This is a genomic window from Vibrio sp. 10N.222.49.C9, assembly GCF_041474985.1.
Classification (GTDB): Bacteria; Pseudomonadota; Gammaproteobacteria; order Enterobacterales; family Vibrionaceae; genus Vibrio; species Vibrio crassostreae_C.
On the sequence record NZ_JBFRVD010000037.1, the window covers coordinates 60,215 to 76,731 of the forward strand.

At 44.8% G+C, this 16,517-nt stretch carries 15 protein-coding genes; 3 read left to right on the forward strand and 12 right to left on the reverse strand.

What is annotated here, in order from left to right; all coding sequences use genetic code 11:
- Positions 1–37 precede the first annotated feature (37 nt).
- The 10 genes from AB4585_RS16635 to AB4585_RS16680 form a co-directional block, all read right to left on the reverse strand.
- Complete coding sequence (locus AB4585_RS16635; protein ID WP_102320698.1) at positions 38–934, reverse strand: LysR family transcriptional regulator; 897 nt, start codon at positions 932–934, stop codon at positions 38–40.
- Positions 935–1,128: 194 nt separating this feature from the next.
- Positions 1,129–1,365 (reverse strand): YdcH family protein, encoded by a 237-nt coding sequence (locus AB4585_RS16640; protein WP_017067743.1) that lies wholly within the window; start codon positions 1,363–1,365, stop codon positions 1,129–1,131.
- Positions 1,366–1,655: 290 nt separating this feature from the next.
- Complete coding sequence (locus AB4585_RS16645) at positions 1,656–2,528, reverse strand: radical SAM protein (protein ID WP_372074172.1); 873 nt, start codon at positions 2,526–2,528, stop codon at positions 1,656–1,658.
- Positions 2,529–2,724: 196 nt separating this feature from the next.
- The gene (locus AB4585_RS16650; RefSeq protein WP_258182976.1) at positions 2,725–2,847 is read right to left on the reverse strand and encodes a hypothetical protein; all 123 of its coding nucleotides are present in this window, start codon (positions 2,845–2,847) and stop codon (positions 2,725–2,727) included.
- Between the two features lie 223 nt (positions 2,848–3,070).
- The gene (locus AB4585_RS16655) at positions 3,071–3,766 is read right to left on the reverse strand and encodes an aspartate/glutamate racemase family protein (protein ID WP_065583757.1); all 696 of its coding nucleotides are present in this window, start codon (positions 3,764–3,766) and stop codon (positions 3,071–3,073) included.
- A gap of 208 nt (positions 3,767–3,974) precedes the next feature.
- Complete coding sequence (locus tag AB4585_RS16660) at positions 3,975–4,958, reverse strand: HAD family hydrolase (protein WP_372170321.1); 984 nt, start codon at positions 4,956–4,958, stop codon at positions 3,975–3,977.
- Between the two features lie 177 nt (positions 4,959–5,135).
- A complete protein-coding gene (locus AB4585_RS16665) occupies positions 5,136–6,401 on the reverse strand; it encodes a RidA family protein (RefSeq protein ID WP_372154344.1) in 1,266 nt (421 codons plus the stop codon).
- A gap of 174 nt (positions 6,402–6,575) precedes the next feature.
- Positions 6,576–7,622, reverse strand: coding sequence for an ornithine carbamoyltransferase (gene argF / locus AB4585_RS16670; protein WP_372123444.1), 1,047 nt, complete (start codon positions 7,620–7,622; stop codon positions 6,576–6,578).
- Between the two features lie 170 nt (positions 7,623–7,792).
- On the reverse strand, positions 7,793–8,884 hold the full coding sequence (aguA, locus tag AB4585_RS16675; protein ID WP_017078524.1) for an agmatine deiminase: 1,092 nt from the start codon (positions 8,882–8,884) through the stop codon (positions 7,793–7,795).
- Between the two features lie 16 nt (positions 8,885–8,900).
- A complete protein-coding gene (locus tag AB4585_RS16680) occupies positions 8,901–10,337 on the reverse strand; it encodes an APC family permease (protein ID WP_017078523.1) in 1,437 nt (478 codons plus the stop codon).
- Positions 10,338–10,733: 396 nt separating this feature from the next.
- On the opposite strand from AB4585_RS16680, the gene arcC reads away from it, so the two are divergent.
- A complete protein-coding gene (gene arcC / locus AB4585_RS16685; RefSeq protein ID WP_372154346.1) occupies positions 10,734–11,642 on the forward strand; it encodes a carbamate kinase in 909 nt (302 codons plus the stop codon).
- A 124-nt stretch (positions 11,643–11,766) separates the two neighbouring features.
- The gene (locus AB4585_RS16690) at positions 11,767–12,393 is read left to right on the forward strand and encodes a TetR/AcrR family transcriptional regulator (protein ID WP_004732262.1); all 627 of its coding nucleotides are present in this window, start codon (positions 11,767–11,769) and stop codon (positions 12,391–12,393) included.
- Positions 12,394–12,520: 127 nt separating this feature from the next.
- Here AB4585_RS16690 and AB4585_RS16695 read toward each other — a convergent pair whose 3' ends face one another.
- On the reverse strand, positions 12,521–13,765 hold the full coding sequence (locus AB4585_RS16695; protein WP_372154347.1) for an NADH:flavin oxidoreductase/NADH oxidase family protein: 1,245 nt from the start codon (positions 13,763–13,765) through the stop codon (positions 12,521–12,523).
- Between the two features lie 279 nt (positions 13,766–14,044).
- Here AB4585_RS16695 and nfsA point away from each other — a divergent pair, with 279 nt between their 5' ends.
- Entirely contained in the window at positions 14,045–14,767 is a 723-nt protein-coding gene (gene nfsA, locus AB4585_RS16700; RefSeq protein ID WP_017060948.1) for an oxygen-insensitive NADPH nitroreductase, read from the forward strand.
- Between the two features lie 128 nt (positions 14,768–14,895).
- Here the strand turns inward: nfsA and AB4585_RS16705 are convergent, their stop codons facing one another.
- Positions 14,896–16,428 (reverse strand): phospholipase D family protein, encoded by a 1,533-nt coding sequence (locus AB4585_RS16705; RefSeq protein WP_372154348.1) that lies wholly within the window; start codon positions 16,426–16,428, stop codon positions 14,896–14,898.
- Between the last annotated feature and the right edge of the window lie 89 nt (positions 16,429–16,517).

The window sequence follows — 16,517 nt, forward strand, 5'->3', positions numbered from 1 at the left end:
TAGTCACGTAGGGCTTTTTCGTTAAATCTATCTGATTCTACTTTTGTTCCCAATACGGTGGATTACCATAATATTCAGAGAAGTAGTCAATGAAGGCTCTCACCTTTGGTGCAAGTAACCTTGTGCTTGGGTACACAGCCCAAATTGCAGGCTCTGATGTTAATGGGTAATCTTCTAATATTTGAACTAGCTGACCGCTTTTCAGTTGTTCATAGGCACACCAATTCGATGTCACCGTGATCCCCATACCACCTGAGGCTGCGTCACGCAGTGCTTCCCCGTTATCTGCCCTGAACGACCCAGATGCCTTAATCGTCTTAGGCCCGCTTTCAGTATTGAAGGTCCAGTTTTCTAAACCAATTAAGCTAATACATTGATGATCGTTAAGATCTCGAGGTTTGGCTGGCTTACCATATTTGATTAAGTAATCAGGCGATGCACACACAATACGCTTGTCTGTCGCAAGTTTTCGGGCAATCAGTGTCGAGTCTTTCAGCTCCGAGATACGAATCGCGATATCAAAGCCACCCTCAACAACATCCACCATCGAATCTGATAGCCTGAGATCGACTTTTAACCCAGAGTAGCGCTCTAAGAATCCAGGTAAGGCAGGAACAAGATGCAAACGTCCAAAAGACGCAGATGCGGTAACTCGCAACGTTCCGGTTGGAGAATCACAACCCACACCGACCGCCGATTTGGCAGCATCCACGCTCGATAACACTTCTTCAGCATGAGGTAAGAATGCTTCCCCCTCTTCGGTTAAAGAGACCTTACGAGTGGTTCGGTGGACCAAGCGAACGCCTAAATTGTCTTCCAGTTTACTGATGTGCGAGCTTGCAACAGCAGGAGACAAACCAAGCTCTTGCCCAGCCATGCTGATGTTATGTGTGGAAGCTAAACGAACAAACAATTTGAGGTGTTCAATATTCATGAGATTACCAATAAAATCTTAAAAATCGCGTACCAGTAACCCTCATTATGCGTCATTCACATAATAATACAACGTATTAACTCAGTTGAATTGTGAAGAAGTGATTGAGCCAAAACGAAAAAAAACTCCCGAAGGAGTTTTTTTGTCTAAGTCTGCAATTCGCCATTTAGCTAGTCAGCAAAATTACCAACTCACTAGCCAGTTAAACGTGCATGCAGTGCATCTTTCAGTACAGAACGATCATGTTTCAGTTGGTGCATCGAGCCGTCATCAATGGGTGAATCTTTCAGCTCAAGCTTACGAATCTCTTTATCAAGGTTGTCGTACGTCTTCATGTCTGCTGCAAAGCCATCGTCAGTTTTAACAAGCTCAGCAATTTTATCTTTCATTTCAGGAAATTCGTGAACAAGAGAATGATTTTCACCTAGCATAGAAACCTCTTAAGTTGAGTAAAGTGATTGGTATTACGCATTCATTATTAACCTTAGCAAGGGAGTCAAATGACAAATGAGATCCAGTACACAGCGTAGAATATAGACAATTTAGATTCACAAATTTACAACATCCCCCTACAAAATCGAGGGTGTTAAATTGAATTGTCTCAGTAACGATATAGGCTCACGAGAATCATGAATTCTCGTAAGCACTACTTTTATCTTGTTGGATTTGAATCCAGCGAACAGGTCTAAATTTTGAATGAGACCTTTCAGCTATCAGTTATCTACCAGGCAAAAGTTTGAATCACGCTATCCTTCGCCATTGGATTAGATGTGATCGCATGATTCACCTTGGCTAAGAACTGCTCTCTAGAATCAAGTAGGAAGCCTTTCTGAGTCACGATGTTGTTACCGTGGTCACCCCAATAGAAAGTATCGATATTGAGGTTTTCGAGTAAGTATTTTTCCTCTTCTAAGATCTGAAGTTGAGTCGGCATGATGAACGTACCGTCATTAACTTGCTGCTCCAAAATCGTTCCTGGTTGTATTGCTAACGCCATTGGCGCTATCTGCTCAGGTTTCATGATATTCAGCAACCTTGTTGTCTCGACAATGTGCTCGCGGGAACGCTCACGACCGCCGAGTCCAAAAATAAACGACAATAGAGTTTCGATACCTGCCTCTTTTGCCAGTGCCATGCCCTCAATCGCTTGCTCTGGTGTCATACGCTTTTTGATATTATCGAGCACAACAGGATCACCAGACTCAAGACCCGCATACGCCATGCTCAACCCTGCACTTTTCAGCTCCTTAAGCTCACTCAAGCTCTTCCGACGGAAATCATTCAAACCGCTATAGAGTGATATTTTTCTACTTTCAGGAAAGGTGTGACGAAGCTTATCCAAGACCTTAAGCAGATAATCCGTACGAGCCGCCATCACGTTGCCATCAATAAGGAAAATCGATTCAACGTAAGGGTATATTAGGCGCGCTTCTTCAATATCTTTATACACGTCTTCAATGTCGCGAACCTTAAATCGCTTATCGCTGAACATATTACAGAACGTGCACGTGTTGATGCTGCAACCTAATGTGGTTTGAATAAGAATGCTCTTCGCCTCTATCCATGGACGATATACTTTTCCCTCATATTTCATATTGGTATCTCCGGTCTACAAGCACAGAGCGTGCGTGAATACACCAAAGCGTATCAACGTCAGCATTCGTTGATAATCCACAATATAGTCGAATCAGTTTTTAGATTTTGTAGAAAATAAAAAGCCTTGTGACAACACAAGGCTTTATAAGAAGTGGTTCTAGCAAGAGCAGCTAAAACATATTTGAAAGGACCAGTTAGCTACTGCACCCCTGAGTATGAACTCGATTCATGTCGTCACCGACTTGTGCTTCTTGAGAGCCCGTCGATTGGCACCCTGCCACGAATAACAGCGTTACAGATAAGATAAGCCATTTCATAATAAATCCTCTTTCGGTCATGACTAAAGCATAGTGCTTAAAAGCGCGGATACCTCAGTCATTAACTAAAACCTTACCTACCGATAAGGCCTTGGTTAATGAACAAAGCATCGCTTCTTTAACTAACGACCTGCTTTTGTACAAAAAACTTTCACTTCAACGAATGAAAATCGTACAAGAGCGAAAATAGGACAGCTATGGAACTAAGAATAAGAACTAGAAGTTAGTCACTCGTCGCCAAACGTACAGCCGCTTCTGCATGAATGGCTGTGGTATCAAACAAGGGAACATCAGTGTGTTGCTGCTGAATCAGGAGGGCGATTTCAGTACAGCCCAGAATAACGGCTTCTGCACCTTGTTGGCCTAGCTTCTCAATGATTTGACGGTATACATCTCGAGATTCTTCTTTTACTTGGCCTCGACACAGCTCTTGATAAATGATGTTGTGGACTTTCTCTCGGTCACTCTCATCAGGAATCACCACATCGATACCGAATTTGTTAGTCAGGCGGCCTTTATAGAAATCTTGTTCCATCGTGAAAGCCGTGCCGAGTAATCCGACTTTCTTCACTCCTTGTTCCAGCAACTTCTGCGCTGTGGTATCAGCGATGTGCAAGATAGGAATCGTGATCTTCTCTTCGATCTCAGGAACGACCTTATGCATGGTATTGGTACAGATCAGGATGAAGTCCGCTCCGGCTTTCTCTACCGATAAAGCCGCGTCCGATAAGATATCCGCCGTCTCAGCCCAGCGACCTTGATGTTGAAGCTTTTCTATCTCATCGAAGTTCACGCTGTACATACAAACCTTTGCAGAATTGAGCCCGCCGAGTGTGGCTTTAACGCCCTCGTTGATGGATTTGTAGTAGCTCACTGTCGACTCCCAACTCATACCGCCGAGCAAACCGATCGTTTTCATTTTGCTATTCCTTTAATTTCCGACTAACTCGATTAAACCGTCATGCATTGAAAATTTATAGTACGTTCTTGCTTAAAGCGAACCCATAACACCTTATTCCTTTCAAACGATTGCTTTCAAACCGTTCATTCCCAAAACCTCCGCTCACAAAAAAGGCTCGAATTTAAAATCCGAGCCTTTGAAGTTTTGACCAAGGGTATACTTGGCGTTAGTACACCTCACACCAATCGGATTTCATGTCGATCAGTGTCCAATCCTCTCTGGAATTCGCCTCATCTAGCGCTTTATCAAGCTTGCCAACGTGAGACTCACGATCGTACTGCCACTCGCGCTCAGCATCAGTGTGATGAACAATCATCGCCATTGAATTGGGTTGGCTCGTTGCCCATTGCATCATCGCTTGGTCACCGTCTGAGTTGCCGACCGCTAGAATAGGTTTCTTGCCGATAATATGCTGAATGTTAGTGACCTTTCCGGCTTTGTCATCAATGGTCAAAATCAACGAATCTTTGGTCACCGTTGGTTTGCCATCGTTGTAGCTGTAGTTGTATTTAAGCGCACTACCGATGATTTGCTCTGTAGGAATATTGTAAGCTTGTGGAGCCCACGCCCTCATGAAGTCAACGCCTCCGCCCGACACAATATAAGTCTTAAAGTCATGATCTTGCAGGTAAGTCAGCATCTCTTTCATTGGCTGATAAGTAAGGTCTGTGTAGGCTTTGTTGAAGCGTTTATCTTTTGTTACCGTCAGCCATTGCTCAACGTCTTGCTGGTATTGCTCAACAGTCATACCAGAATGTGTCGCCATGATGATTTTCAATAGCCCTTCTTCACCGCTGCCCAGAACGCTCTCAATATCATCTTCGAGTACAAACTTAAACGGTGCTTCGGTTTTCCATTCAGGGTGATCAGGCGCCATCTCTTTTACACGATCTAGTGTAAAGGCTAATTGGAAGTAATAAGGCTTTTCCGACCAAAGCGTACCGTCGTTATCGAACACGGCAATGCGATCTTCAATTGCCACGAACGTATCAGACTCAGCTTTAGTGGCTTGCCCAACAAAGTCGACGATAGCGGATTTGCTCTCGCTGTCCTTCCAAGAAGGCAGCAAGTTGGGATCACAATCCTTTGCAAAAGATGAGAAAGAGATGCTAGATAAAATCGCAACTGACAAAAGGGTTATTTTCTTCATAGCACTACCATGTTGTTGAATTATTTGTAGGGTTTAATTCAATTCATCCTAGTTTGTCTACTCTGATTTTCCACTTATGGACACTATAACCAATACTCATGTTGGTATTGGAACAAACGTAAAACGAGGGCTAACCTCACGGCCAACCCTCGTTGTTTAAAAAGCTAAATAGAAAGCTTAAAGGCTAGGTGGAGTACCTTCACCATTGGAAGCAATCGCATCAATTTGCACCAAGGCGCCCATAGGGATATCAGACACACCAATAACTGTACGTGCTGGTAATGGACCGTCAAAGTAGTGCGTGCAAACGTCATTAAGCACATCTAGATCTGCCATGTCTCTTAATTGGATATTCAACTTCACGATGTCATCCATGACATGACCAGCGCTCTCAATCACTTCTTTAATGTTATTCAGGCACTGCATCGCCTGCTCTTTTGCGCCATTCGCAACAATCGCTCCAACTCTTGGATCCATCGGTAATTGAGCGGAGATATTGTTGTAGTGTGAAAAGGCGACAGTTTGCGTTGAAAGCGGGCTTATTGGCGCAGCTTTGGTATTGTTCGCATTAATTACAATCCCATGTCGGTCTTCAACCGCTTGCGGCGGAGTCCCATCACCGTGTGACACGGTCGCATCCATCTGTACTAACGCTCCCATTGCAAGGCCTTCAACCACCGTCACCGAGCGCGCAGGCATGTAGCCGACAGCCCTCGCAATCGCGGAGTCCGGGAAGAAGGTGGTATACACTTCATTGACTGCTGCAAGGTCATCAAGGCTTCTCACATGGATATTCACTTTCACGATGTCATCAAGCGGAACATCTACATTTTCCAGTATCGATTTGATGTTTTTGAGGCATTGAATCGCGTGCTCTTTTGCTCCACCAGCAACGATGCTGCCCGATTGCGGGTCAATCGGTAACTGGGCTGAAATGTGATTATAGTGAGAGAAAGCCACCGTTTGAGTTGATAGAGAACTGACTGGTACGTGTTGGGTGTTTCTTGCAATTTTAACTAACTCACAAGCCGCTTGAGGGTAGGTTCCTTCACCATTAGAGATCACCGCATCCATTTGCAAGTAAGCACCTTCGAGCGGCAAATCGGCTACAGCGAGTGTCGTGCATGTGGGAACATAGTGTTGGAAAAACGACGCATAGATTTCGTTAACCGCATCGATATCCGCAATGTTCTTCAAGTATATATTTACCCTCACAACGTCGTGCATGCGGTGTCCAATGCTCTCCACAATCGCTTGAATGTTTAGTAAGCACTGCTTGGTTTGAACTTCCAAAGAGCCTGAGATCAAGCTGCCTGTTTTAGGGTCAATCGGTAGTTGAGCAGAAAGGTTATTGTAGTGTGAGAATGCCACCGATTGTGTTGAGAAAGGGCTCAGCGGTGCATCTTCAGTGTTTCTTGAAACTTTAATAATATCGGCACTCATGTCGATACATCTCCTATTCGAGTATTGATGTCAGATATAGCCAATCAGCTGCGTGTTTACCGACATTTCAAAATAAAAGGTACAAAAATAGCCGAACCAATAAATCGTGATAAATACTGGTTCAGCTTAATTCGAGCAACACAGTGGAGGTTTTTACGCCCCCACAATTAACCCCTACAGAGTACTTAAGAAGCTGTTGATTTTTTCTTCATGATGCTTAACGGTTTCTTGTGTTGGGATAACCGCATCTTTATGTGTGAAGTACACTAAAATCGCCATCTGAGCAGTGAGTCGATTTTCTGCTTCATCGAACGCCACTGAGTATTCGCTTTCTAGTGCGCCGCGAGTCACTTCTTCTTTGTCATTCGCAGGTAGGCAATGCAGCAACATTGCGCCCGGACGAGCCTTAGCCATTAGCTCTTCTGTGATAACATAGTTAGGCATGAATGCCGCAAGGCGCTCTTCCTTCTCATCCATTTGCGTCACCCAGTAGAAGCTATCGCCGTACACAACATCACAATCACTGATGCGTTCTACATCATCAGTAATTTCAATCGTGCCACCAGACTCTTCACAGAAGTTGAGCGCCATGTCGATCCACTCTTGCTCCATGTGGTATTTCTTAGGACCAATTTGTTTGAAGCCCATACCGTACTTAGCACAAGTCAGCATCAGTGAACGGCACACATCTGTCGCGTCACCCATGAATGCCAAGGTGAGATCAGACAACTTACGTCCATCAGTGATGTGTTCTCTGATCGTGTAGAGATCCGCAAGCATTTGAGTTGGGTGGAAACGCGTATCAAGGCCGTTGATCACAGGCACTGTCGACATTTCAAGTAGGCCATCTAGTGTTTCAGGGCTATTAGTACGAGCCATGATGATGTCGCACATACGTGACAACACTCGAGAAGTATCATCAATCGACTCTTTACCACCTAAGTGAATGTCTTTTGGTGATAGGAATAGCGCATGACCACCCAGTAATGTTGCTGCCACCTCGAAAGAAACACGTGTACGAGTAGAGCCCGCTTCAAAGATCATCCCAACTGACTTGCCTTTGAACAGAGGTGGAATTGCGTTGTCTTTGCGCGCCTGTTTCAGATGAGTCATGAGCTCCATCATGTTGTCCATCTCTTCTACAGAGAAATCTTTCATGGAAACCATGTGCTCTAGGTTTGCTTTGTTTAGTTCAGTTGCGCTAGAAGAAGGTAATTTCATAATAAGTTCCTATTTTTCATAATTTTGTGCGCGGCTCTTTCAAGTTCACTTTCATGGCAATTTGATTTTGAATACCTGCCATCACTTTCAAGAACCGCTACGTTTGGGGTTAAATATTGGTATTAACGACTGCTCTCAGTCTTTAGTTGTTATTAGGTTTATCGCTGTAACTAAACTCTTGGCACTTGTTGGGTGATGCAGTGGATGTTGCCGCCACCTAACAAAATTTCTCGAGCCGGAACGCCATTCACTTCGTAGCCTGGATAAATGCCTTCCAAGATCCCGATAACATCGTTGTCGTAGCGTTGATCGAGCAACGGCAACACAATTTGGTTATTGGTAATCAGGTAATTGGCATACGACGCCGCTAAACGCTCACCCGCTTCTCGCTCCATTCCGTCTGCGATATCGATACCTGCCGCTTCTTCCTCGGTCATGAAAAGAGGGCCTGGCATCGGCAGCTTGTGTACCTTGATTTGACGGCCTTTGGCATCGGTTTGACTGGTGATGTAGTCATAGGCTTCTTTGCTGATCTCATATTGAGGATCATTCTTGTCATCGCACCACGTCAGAACGACTTCACCCGGCTTCACGACGTGAAGGATGTTGTCCACGTGGCCATTGGTTTCATCGTTGTACAAGCCACGAGGCAGCCAGATCACTTTCTCAACATTGAGGTGTTCACAAAGTACTTCTGTCAGCTCTTCTTTGCTCATATCTGGGTTGCGGCTTTCGTGTAATAAGCACTCTTCTGTTGTGTAGAGCGTGCCTTCGCCATCGACGTGAATTGAGCCGCCTTCTAGTACGATTGGAGCGCGGTATCGAGAGTCACGAATGGTTTCACACATCTTTTGAGCAACTTGGTTGTCGCGATTCCAAGGTGAATACAAACCATCAACAAATCCGCCCCATGCATTGAATTCCCAATCCACACCTCGGCGTTCACCGCTGTCATCAACAACATAAGTCGCACCGATATCACGCATCCAAGAGTCATCAGTCGAGATTTCCAACACTCGAATGTCCTCTGGTAAGCGAGATACTGCGTTATCGTATTGGTCTGAACTCGCAAGCATGGTGACTGGTGTTGTATGGCTGATCTTGGTAGCAACGTCTGCAAACACCGCTTGCGCTGGTTTTGCCCCATTGCGCCAGTTGTCAGTACGTTCTGGCCAAGCCATCCAAATTTCGCTGTGTGGCTCGTGTTCCCCTGGCATTCTGAAGCCATCATGTTTTGGAGTAGTCTCAATCAGTTTTTTCATCGTTATGTCCCCTAAATTATGCTTGAGCTTCTTTTTTATCTTGTGTCTCGGTCGTGTCGTCATCGCCTGAACCTTGCTGCTTCTTGCGTTTTAGAGCACCTAGAAGAATCCATTCACCAGCAAGGATGGTGGCAATCACGCCAATCAAAACAGGTCCTGTGTATCCCCAATCAGCAACAGTTAGATCAAGGGCCTCAGGGAAAATGAATAAGATCACGGCTTGAAGGACGACCAAGAAACAAACAATCGACATGACCCATTGAGCCGCCATGCCACCCGGAACTTTGAATGGGCGTTCACGTTGACCATCAACCACTCGAAGCTTTAGGTATGCAGGGAACATGAACAGGTAAGGAAGTAAGAAAATGCAGCTAGAGAAGGCAAATATCGACCAGAACAGATCATCATTACCCTGAGCAAACAGCGCGTAAGACAGGATAACGACCGTTGATACTGTGCCTGTGATGTTGTTTGCGCCAACTGGAGAGCCTTTCTCAGACACTTTCGCGACTGGGGCTGGAAGCTCACCTTCTTGAGCGGCTTCAGCAGCAGCTCGGCTAGCGCCCATTGTCCAACTCACCATGTTGCCGATAAGCGTTAACAAAGCGAAAGTACCGAAGATGTACACCATCGCTGTACCAACCACACCAGTGCCGAAAAGTGTTCTAAATGTGTCGATAAGGCCAGACACCAAGCCAATGCTTTCGACAGGTAGCGCCATCAAAATGCCTACCGTACCGAAGATGTATAAGAAAGCGGTGATACCGATAGAGAGGAAGACAGCCTTAGGCATATCACGAACGTCTTTCATTTCTTTAGTCATGGTCGCAACCAGTTCAAAACCCATTAGGTTGAACACAATCGCGGGTAAGAAAGAGACCGCAGAATCCAATGAAGGCATCATTGCGGGCAACGTAAATTCGTTGGCAACGCCGTTTTTCATTGCATAGATAAAGCCGCCCACACCCAATGTACTGATCACGACAATTTTTAATATTGCGCCAATATTGGTGACCCACACACCGATGTCGGCAGACACATTACAAATCAAAACCGTTAGCCACGTCAGTAATATACAAATGGCGATTTGTCCCCATAAAGACAGATCTGGCATGAAGAGTTCGGCAAACATCCCTGCAAACATGATATATACCGCAGGCATCCATAAACCAACGTTAATCCAGTAAAACCACGTTGTTCTGACTGCCCATTTAAAATTGAAGGCTTGTTTTACCCAATCGTAAATCCCACCTTCACCTGGGTAGGTGGTACTCAGTTCGGAAGTAATTAAGCCATATGGAATGACAAAGAAGACCAGCATTAACACCCACCAACCAATGGCACTGACACCAATACTGGCTGACGCGGTTAATGTGTCGACCACCAAAACTGCACACAGTGTAAAGAGTGCAATTCCCGTAACCCCCATTTTTCCTTGCGTTTCGTTACTCATCTCTTAGCTCCTTAATCTCTAATTCGGGATTAATTAAACGGCAAAGCGATGAAGTGAACTGGGATGAGAATTGAATATCGGTTTTACATAAACGAGTTCGGGGTAAAAATAAAATAAACCCAACAAATATTAGATTTATAATGCTAAAAGTCGGAATACTTGATTTTGGTCAATAACCATTCGATTAATAAATACATTTTCCATTTCAAAACCAAGATCACATATCTAGTTAATCTAGGGGGAATTAAGGCTTTCTGTGACATATAGGCGACTAAAAACATCAAATATTGATCACAAATCGAATTGTGATTTCTATCCCCACGACACCTGCATTATTTAAATACAATTCAAACTAACTTATTTGCCCTGAGCAAAATATTATTTGGAGAGTTAAACATGTCGAAGCCTATTATTGTTGTTGCTGTCGGTGGGAATGCTTTACTACAGCGTGGTGAAGTAATGAGTTGCGAAAACCAAAAAAAGAGCATCGCGCAAACCGCCAGCTCTTTGGCTGAACTCAGCAAAGACTACCGTTTAGTGGTTGTGCACGGAAATGGCCCTCAAGTCGGCCTACTCTCATTACAGAACAATGCTTATAAAGATTGCCCTCCTTATCCGTTTGATGTGCTTGGTGCCGAGACTCAAGGGATGATTGGTTACCTTATCCAGCAGGGGCTAAATGCTGCAATTAAAGACCGCTTTACGACCACGATTCTAACTCGCATTGTTATCGACGACAATGATCCTGCGATTGCCGACCCAGCCAAATTTATTGGCCCTATCTATACAGAAGAACAAGCCAAACAACTCGCAGAAGCCAACCAATGGGTTGTGAAACCTGACGGTGCACACTGGCGTCGCGTGGTGCCATCACCTTCACCAAAAGAAGTGCTAGAAATAAAAGCCATCAAAGACTTGCTAGAGAAAGAGCACCTAATTATTTGTGGCGGTGGCGGTGGCGCTCCAGTCGTCGAAAAAGATGGCGCTTATGTGGGTTTTGAAGCGGTAATCGACAAAGACATGACAGCTGCTCTTATCGCAGAAGAAATCGGCGCAGAACATTTACTGATCCTCACTGACGGCTCTCATGTTTGTTTAGATTGGGGAACCCCAAAGGAAGAGAAGCTTGAGAACGTGTCAGTTGAACAAATGAAAAAGTACACTTTCCCAGCCGGTTCTATGGGGCCGAAGGTCGACGCATGTTGTCAATTTGTAGAAAAAACAAAACAGCATGGATACATTGGTGACCTGTCTAGTGCATTAGAGATCATAGAAGGAAAAACGGGGACACATATTAATGCTTAATATTGGGTTATAATGCTTTATATAAATAAAGGGTAATAAAGTCTAAGTTTCGATATTCCGATTGGAACTTTTCTTGAAAGCCCTTTATGTTTTTTGTGTTCCAAATAAAAATGAGGATCATTAGATGCGCAAAGTAACAACCGAAGAAAAGTTAATTCGAATTCATGATGCTGTTGTGCAACTAATGGAACGCCGTGAAGCTACTGATATTTCAATGTACGATGTTGCCAAAGAGTGTGGAATGGCAACATCTACGGTTTATCACCACTATCCAAACATAGAGAACTTATTTCATAATCTATTAGATGACGTTTTTACTGATTTCGACTCTCTGCTCGGTAAATGTATAGATTACGAGCATGTTAATCATTGGACTGACATCAATCGCATGATTGAAACAGCGTATGTTAATTATTACAACAATCACCCGATTGCTAAAAAGTTAATTCTAGGTCGTCATACATTCACTGAGCTAGGACATGCAGACACCGAGAATGACTTAATTCTTGGTAAAGAAGTAGAAACGATTTATCGACAGTTTTTTGATGTTCCTCAGTTACCACAATCCATCAATGTCTTCGCTATCTCATTGCAAGTCGCAGATAAAATATACTCGTTATCTTATCGACAACATGGCTGCATCACACCAGAACTTGCCAACGAAGCAATCCGACTGACCGAGTCTTACCTTAAGCTGTATATTCCTCATATCTGTCAAAAAACAGAGCCTAGCATGATGCATACGCATTAAGAGAACCTGTAATCCCGATAACGTCTTACCTTTCTATTTGCGCTCGATGACCAGGCTAAACTCGCTGACCAAACAAAAAAGCAGAACTTCAATTCCTCAAAGTTCTGCTTTATCAATCCATGACTGCTTACACTCTGCGCTTTTTGAAAGCGTGCCAGCCAGCGCTGAGAATTGTTTTTACCACCACACCGAGTGCGCTTAGTTTTGGGTCGGCTTTCTTGCCAGAGGCAATGCGCCACATCTGATGTTCATACCAAACCAGCCCGACCATCGCCACCTTGTCTAATGCAGGTTTTCCTGTGGTTGGCACCGTTAGCGGCATGCCGTAACTAGGGTTTTCAATTAACTTGTTAGGGAAATCAGGATCAACCGCCATTGTGCGCGCAATGCCAATAAAATCGGTCGCCGAGGTGTTTAATGCGTCATTCATTGCTTGCGCGGTTCGAAAACCACCCGTGACCACCAGCGGAGTGCTGACGAGTTTTCTCGCCTTAACCATGTAATCCATAAAATACGCTTCACGTTTTACTGTGCTGGACTTGATTGATTCAGCTTTGCTCTTTGAACCCATCATTGATGGACTTTCATAGGTGCCACCGGAGATCTCAATCAGGTCGATACCGTTATCACTCAATGTTTGCACAACCTGCATTGACTCTTCTTCAGTGAAGCCACCTTTCATGAAGTCGGCGCTGTTAAGCTTAATTCCGACAGGGAAATCTTCACCGACCTCTTTTCGAATCGCGCGATAAACCTCAAGCACAAAACGAAGTCTGTTTTCGAGTGAGCCACCCCATTTGTCTTGGCGTTGATTGTGTCTCGAAGACAAAAACTGACTGACAAGATAACCATGAGCACCGTGAATCTGGACACCAGTAAAACCCGCTTGTTTTGCAAGCTTTGCGCTCAGCGCGAACTTATCAATAATCGCGATTATTTCTTTTTCAGTCAGAGCTCGTGGCGTATTAAAGCCTTTCTCTAATCCGCGCTCTAAAGAGATAGCTGAAGGGGCAACCGGGCTATCGCATAAGAATTTAGGAATTTGCTTACCTGGGTGATTCAGTTGCATCCATATCTGCGAACCATTCTGTGTTCCGGCACTCGCCCACTCACGAAATACGGTTAAGTCACTGTGCTCATCTAACACAACGTTTTTAGGCTCACCAAGCGCGCCTCTATCGACCATCACGTTACCCGTCATGGATAGGCCAATTCCTCCTCGAGCCCAACGCTGATAGAGCGTGACTAAACCTTGCTTAGGGTTATGGTGTTTATCACCTAGCTGTTCACTCATTGCCGATTTGAACAGGCGATTTTTGATCACTTGACCATTAGGAAGAGAAAAAGGGTCGTTGAGGCAGATTAGATTCATGCGCGTGGTTACTTTCTTGGGTTTATACATTCAGTCCAGTATGCCCTATTTTATCCGACAGTTCTGAGCATTTAGTGCCTATTTCGAAGCAAGTTTCACTCAATAATAAAATGCCAGCGGCATAGCAGCTGGCATTAATCGATTATAAATAGAATCTCAAAAACTGGGCTGGCGCTGCTGAAATATGTCAACCAGAAAGGCTCAAACACTCTTTACGCTCATGGTAATTGTCGTTATTGTGATTCTCTACGCCATCATCACAAGGACTGTCTGAGAGTTATGAACAGCACGATTGAAACTATTCTGGGGCACCGCTCCATTCGTCAATATACAAATCAACCGATTGAAAAAGCACAACTTGATGTGATTATTCAGGCTGGTCTCGCGGCTTCATCATCGAGCTTACTGCAGGCTGTTTCTATCGTGAGAGTGACAGACACAGAGAAGCGCAAGTTGCTAGCTGAATACGCAGGCAATCAAGCTTACGTGGAGAACGCGGCTGAGTTTTTGGTGTTCTGTATCGACTATCAACGCCACGCTCAAATTAACCCTGAAGTGAAAACCGACTTTACTGAACTGACCCTGATTGGCGCGGTCGATTCTGGCATCATGGCGCAAAACTGCATGCTGGCTGCTGAGTCTCTAGGTTTGGGTGGCGTTTACATTGGCGGGTTGCGTAACAGCGCACAACAAGTCGATGAACTGTTAGAACTGCCACAGCACACCGCCGTGTTGTTCGGAATGTGCTTAGGTCACCCGGCACAACAACCAGAGGTGAAACCTCGCCTCCCTGCTCACGTAGTAATGCACGAAAACCAATACCAACCGCTGAGCCTAGATGAAATTGCCAGCTACGATGATTCGATGCAAAGCTACTACGCAAGCCGTTCAAGCAACCAAAAGCAGAGCAGTTGGTCACAGCAGATCACACAGAAACTCTCTGGTGAATCTCGCCCACATATCCTGCCTTACTTAAACAGCAAGCAGCTGACCAAGCGTTAAGCCGTTAAGCCGTTAAGCCGTTAAGCCGTTAAGCCGTTAAGCGATTAGAGCTAGCAGCAAACAGCAGTACAAACAAAAATGTCAGCGTAATATACGCTGACATTTTTATTTATCCGGAGGCGGCTAGCTTACAGATATTTCTCAATCGGTAACAACTGTAGGAAACCTGATTGCATTCGTTCCCATTGACCAGTGTCAGGTTCGCTGTCCCAACGTTGATCGCCTGAATACCAATACACATCACCGTCTTCCAGTTCCAAGCGCCAGCTATTATCTTCACTCATCGCTTGCTCAATGGTGCCAGCTAACATTTCAGCAATCTCTTTGTTCTCGATGATCAAAACCGATTCCGTATTGAGGTAGGTAGAACGCAAGTTGAAGTTAAATGAGCCAATGCTTGCGATGCTGCGGTCGAATACAACTGATTTAGCGTGCAAACCATAGGCCGTCTCAGGCGCACATTTAGACACGTCTTGAGTCGATGCTTCACACAGCTTAGATTCTGGTTTTAGCTCAAACAGATCGATGCCATGCTCCAACATGTCGTAACGTCTGCCTGCATAAGCAGAATGATTAGTCACCAGATCATTAGACGCCATAGAGTTAGTTAGCGCTTTTATCTCAACGCCCTTGTTGTTCAATACCTGCCACTCTTCAAGCTGACCATCATCGAATACAAGGTAAGCGGATTCCAGCAAGATCTCTTGTTTCGATTCGCTCGCTAATTTCCCTAGAAGAATCGCGGTCGCTTTCGGTTCATCGGTATTGTCTGAATCATCAGGAACAGGCTGATCGTAAACAAAACGCGCATTCACCCATGCCATCTCACCAATCACCTCTTTCAGCAAACTATCAGCAGCCTTACGATCTAGTGGCAATTCCGGGTAATTTTGATAATGCGGAACGACAATATTATCTATCTTCGAGAGATCAGGTTGCTCGTCATCACCCAGCATATCGACAGGGTAAGACCAACGGCTGTTCCAGTATTCAACAAAACTGGTTTGGATGGTGTTAACTACCGAGCCCATGACTAATACATCGCGGTCTCGGAAATTGATTTCATCAGAAAGGTCGAAGTATTCATCACCAATATTACGTCCACCCACCACAGACAAAGTACCATCGACGGTAAACGACTTATTGTGCATACGGCGATTTAAACGAGAAAAGTCGCCGACAAAGCTCAGCCATTTACTGAAACCGCGGCGTGTTGGTGTTGGATTGAAGATACGAATCTCGACGTTCGGGTGTGCATCCAGTGCCGACAGCAACCCTTCACGTTCGTTGAGGTTGATATCATCCAGCATTACGCGAACCTTCACACCGCGCTCGGCCGCTGCTAATAAACGGCTAGCGAGATAGCTGCCCGATTCGTCAGAGTTCCAGATGTAATATTGAATGTCGATGGTGTGCTCGGCACTTTCGACCAGCGCTAATCGCTGTGCCAAGGCATCCCAACCAGACTCTTGCAGACGAACCGCAGTGGTGCCTTGCTCTAAAGCTTCAGGCTGAAATTCATTGGTTAGAACCGATAAAGAACTAGGTGCAGGAGAGGTTGGCGGTTCTGTTGGATGATCGATGCCTTCAGGAAGTGAAGAACACCCACCTAAAACGGCGATTAAGATTAACGTTAAACTGATGCGTTGGAGCACAGGCATGTATCTGACTTCCTTTTCACGATGGCGTCTTTAGAAACTTTCCGTACAGCTTTTCAATGAACAAGCTATTCCGATCTATTCATTGATTA

Bases quoted from the DNA above. Each gene is read 5' to 3' on its own strand.
- AB4585_RS16635 (WP_102320698.1), bottom strand. From the start codon at position 934: ATGAATATTGAACACCTCAAATTGTTTGTTCGTTTAGCTTCCACACAT.
- AB4585_RS16640 (WP_017067743.1), bottom strand. From the start codon at position 1,365: ATGCTAGGTGAAAATCATTCTCTTGTTCACGAATTTCCTGAAATGAAA.
- AB4585_RS16645 (WP_372074172.1), bottom strand. From the start codon at position 2,528: ATGAAATATGAGGGAAAAGTATATCGTCCATGGATAGAGGCGAAGAGC.
- AB4585_RS16650 (WP_258182976.1), bottom strand. From the start codon at position 2,847: ATGAAATGGCTTATCTTATCTGTAACGCTGTTATTCGTGGCAGGGTGC.
- AB4585_RS16655 (WP_065583757.1), bottom strand. From the start codon at position 3,766: ATGAAAACGATCGGTTTGCTCGGCGGTATGAGTTGGGAGTCGACAGTG.
- AB4585_RS16660 (WP_372170321.1), bottom strand. From the start codon at position 4,958: ATGAAGAAAATAACCCTTTTGTCAGTTGCGATTTTATCTAGCATCTCT.
- AB4585_RS16665 (WP_372154344.1), bottom strand. From the start codon at position 6,401: ATGAGTGCCGATATTATTAAAGTTTCAAGAAACACTGAAGATGCACCG.
- argF (WP_372123444.1), bottom strand. From the start codon at position 7,622: ATGAAATTACCTTCTTCTAGCGCAACTGAACTAAACAAAGCAAACCTA.
- aguA (WP_017078524.1), bottom strand. From the start codon at position 8,884: ATGAAAAAACTGATTGAGACTACTCCAAAACATGATGGCTTCAGAATG.
- AB4585_RS16680 (WP_017078523.1), bottom strand. From the start codon at position 10,337: ATGAGTAACGAAACGCAAGGAAAAATGGGGGTTACGGGAATTGCACTC.
- arcC (WP_372154346.1), top strand. From the start codon at position 10,734: ATGTCGAAGCCTATTATTGTTGTTGCTGTCGGTGGGAATGCTTTACTA.
- AB4585_RS16690 (WP_004732262.1), top strand. From the start codon at position 11,767: ATGCGCAAAGTAACAACCGAAGAAAAGTTAATTCGAATTCATGATGCT.
- AB4585_RS16695 (WP_372154347.1), bottom strand. From the start codon at position 13,765: ATGAATCTAATCTGCCTCAACGACCCTTTTTCTCTTCCTAATGGTCAA.
- nfsA (WP_017060948.1), top strand. From the start codon at position 14,045: ATGAACAGCACGATTGAAACTATTCTGGGGCACCGCTCCATTCGTCAA.
- AB4585_RS16705 (WP_372154348.1), bottom strand. From the start codon at position 16,428: ATGCCTGTGCTCCAACGCATCAGTTTAACGTTAATCTTAATCGCCGTT.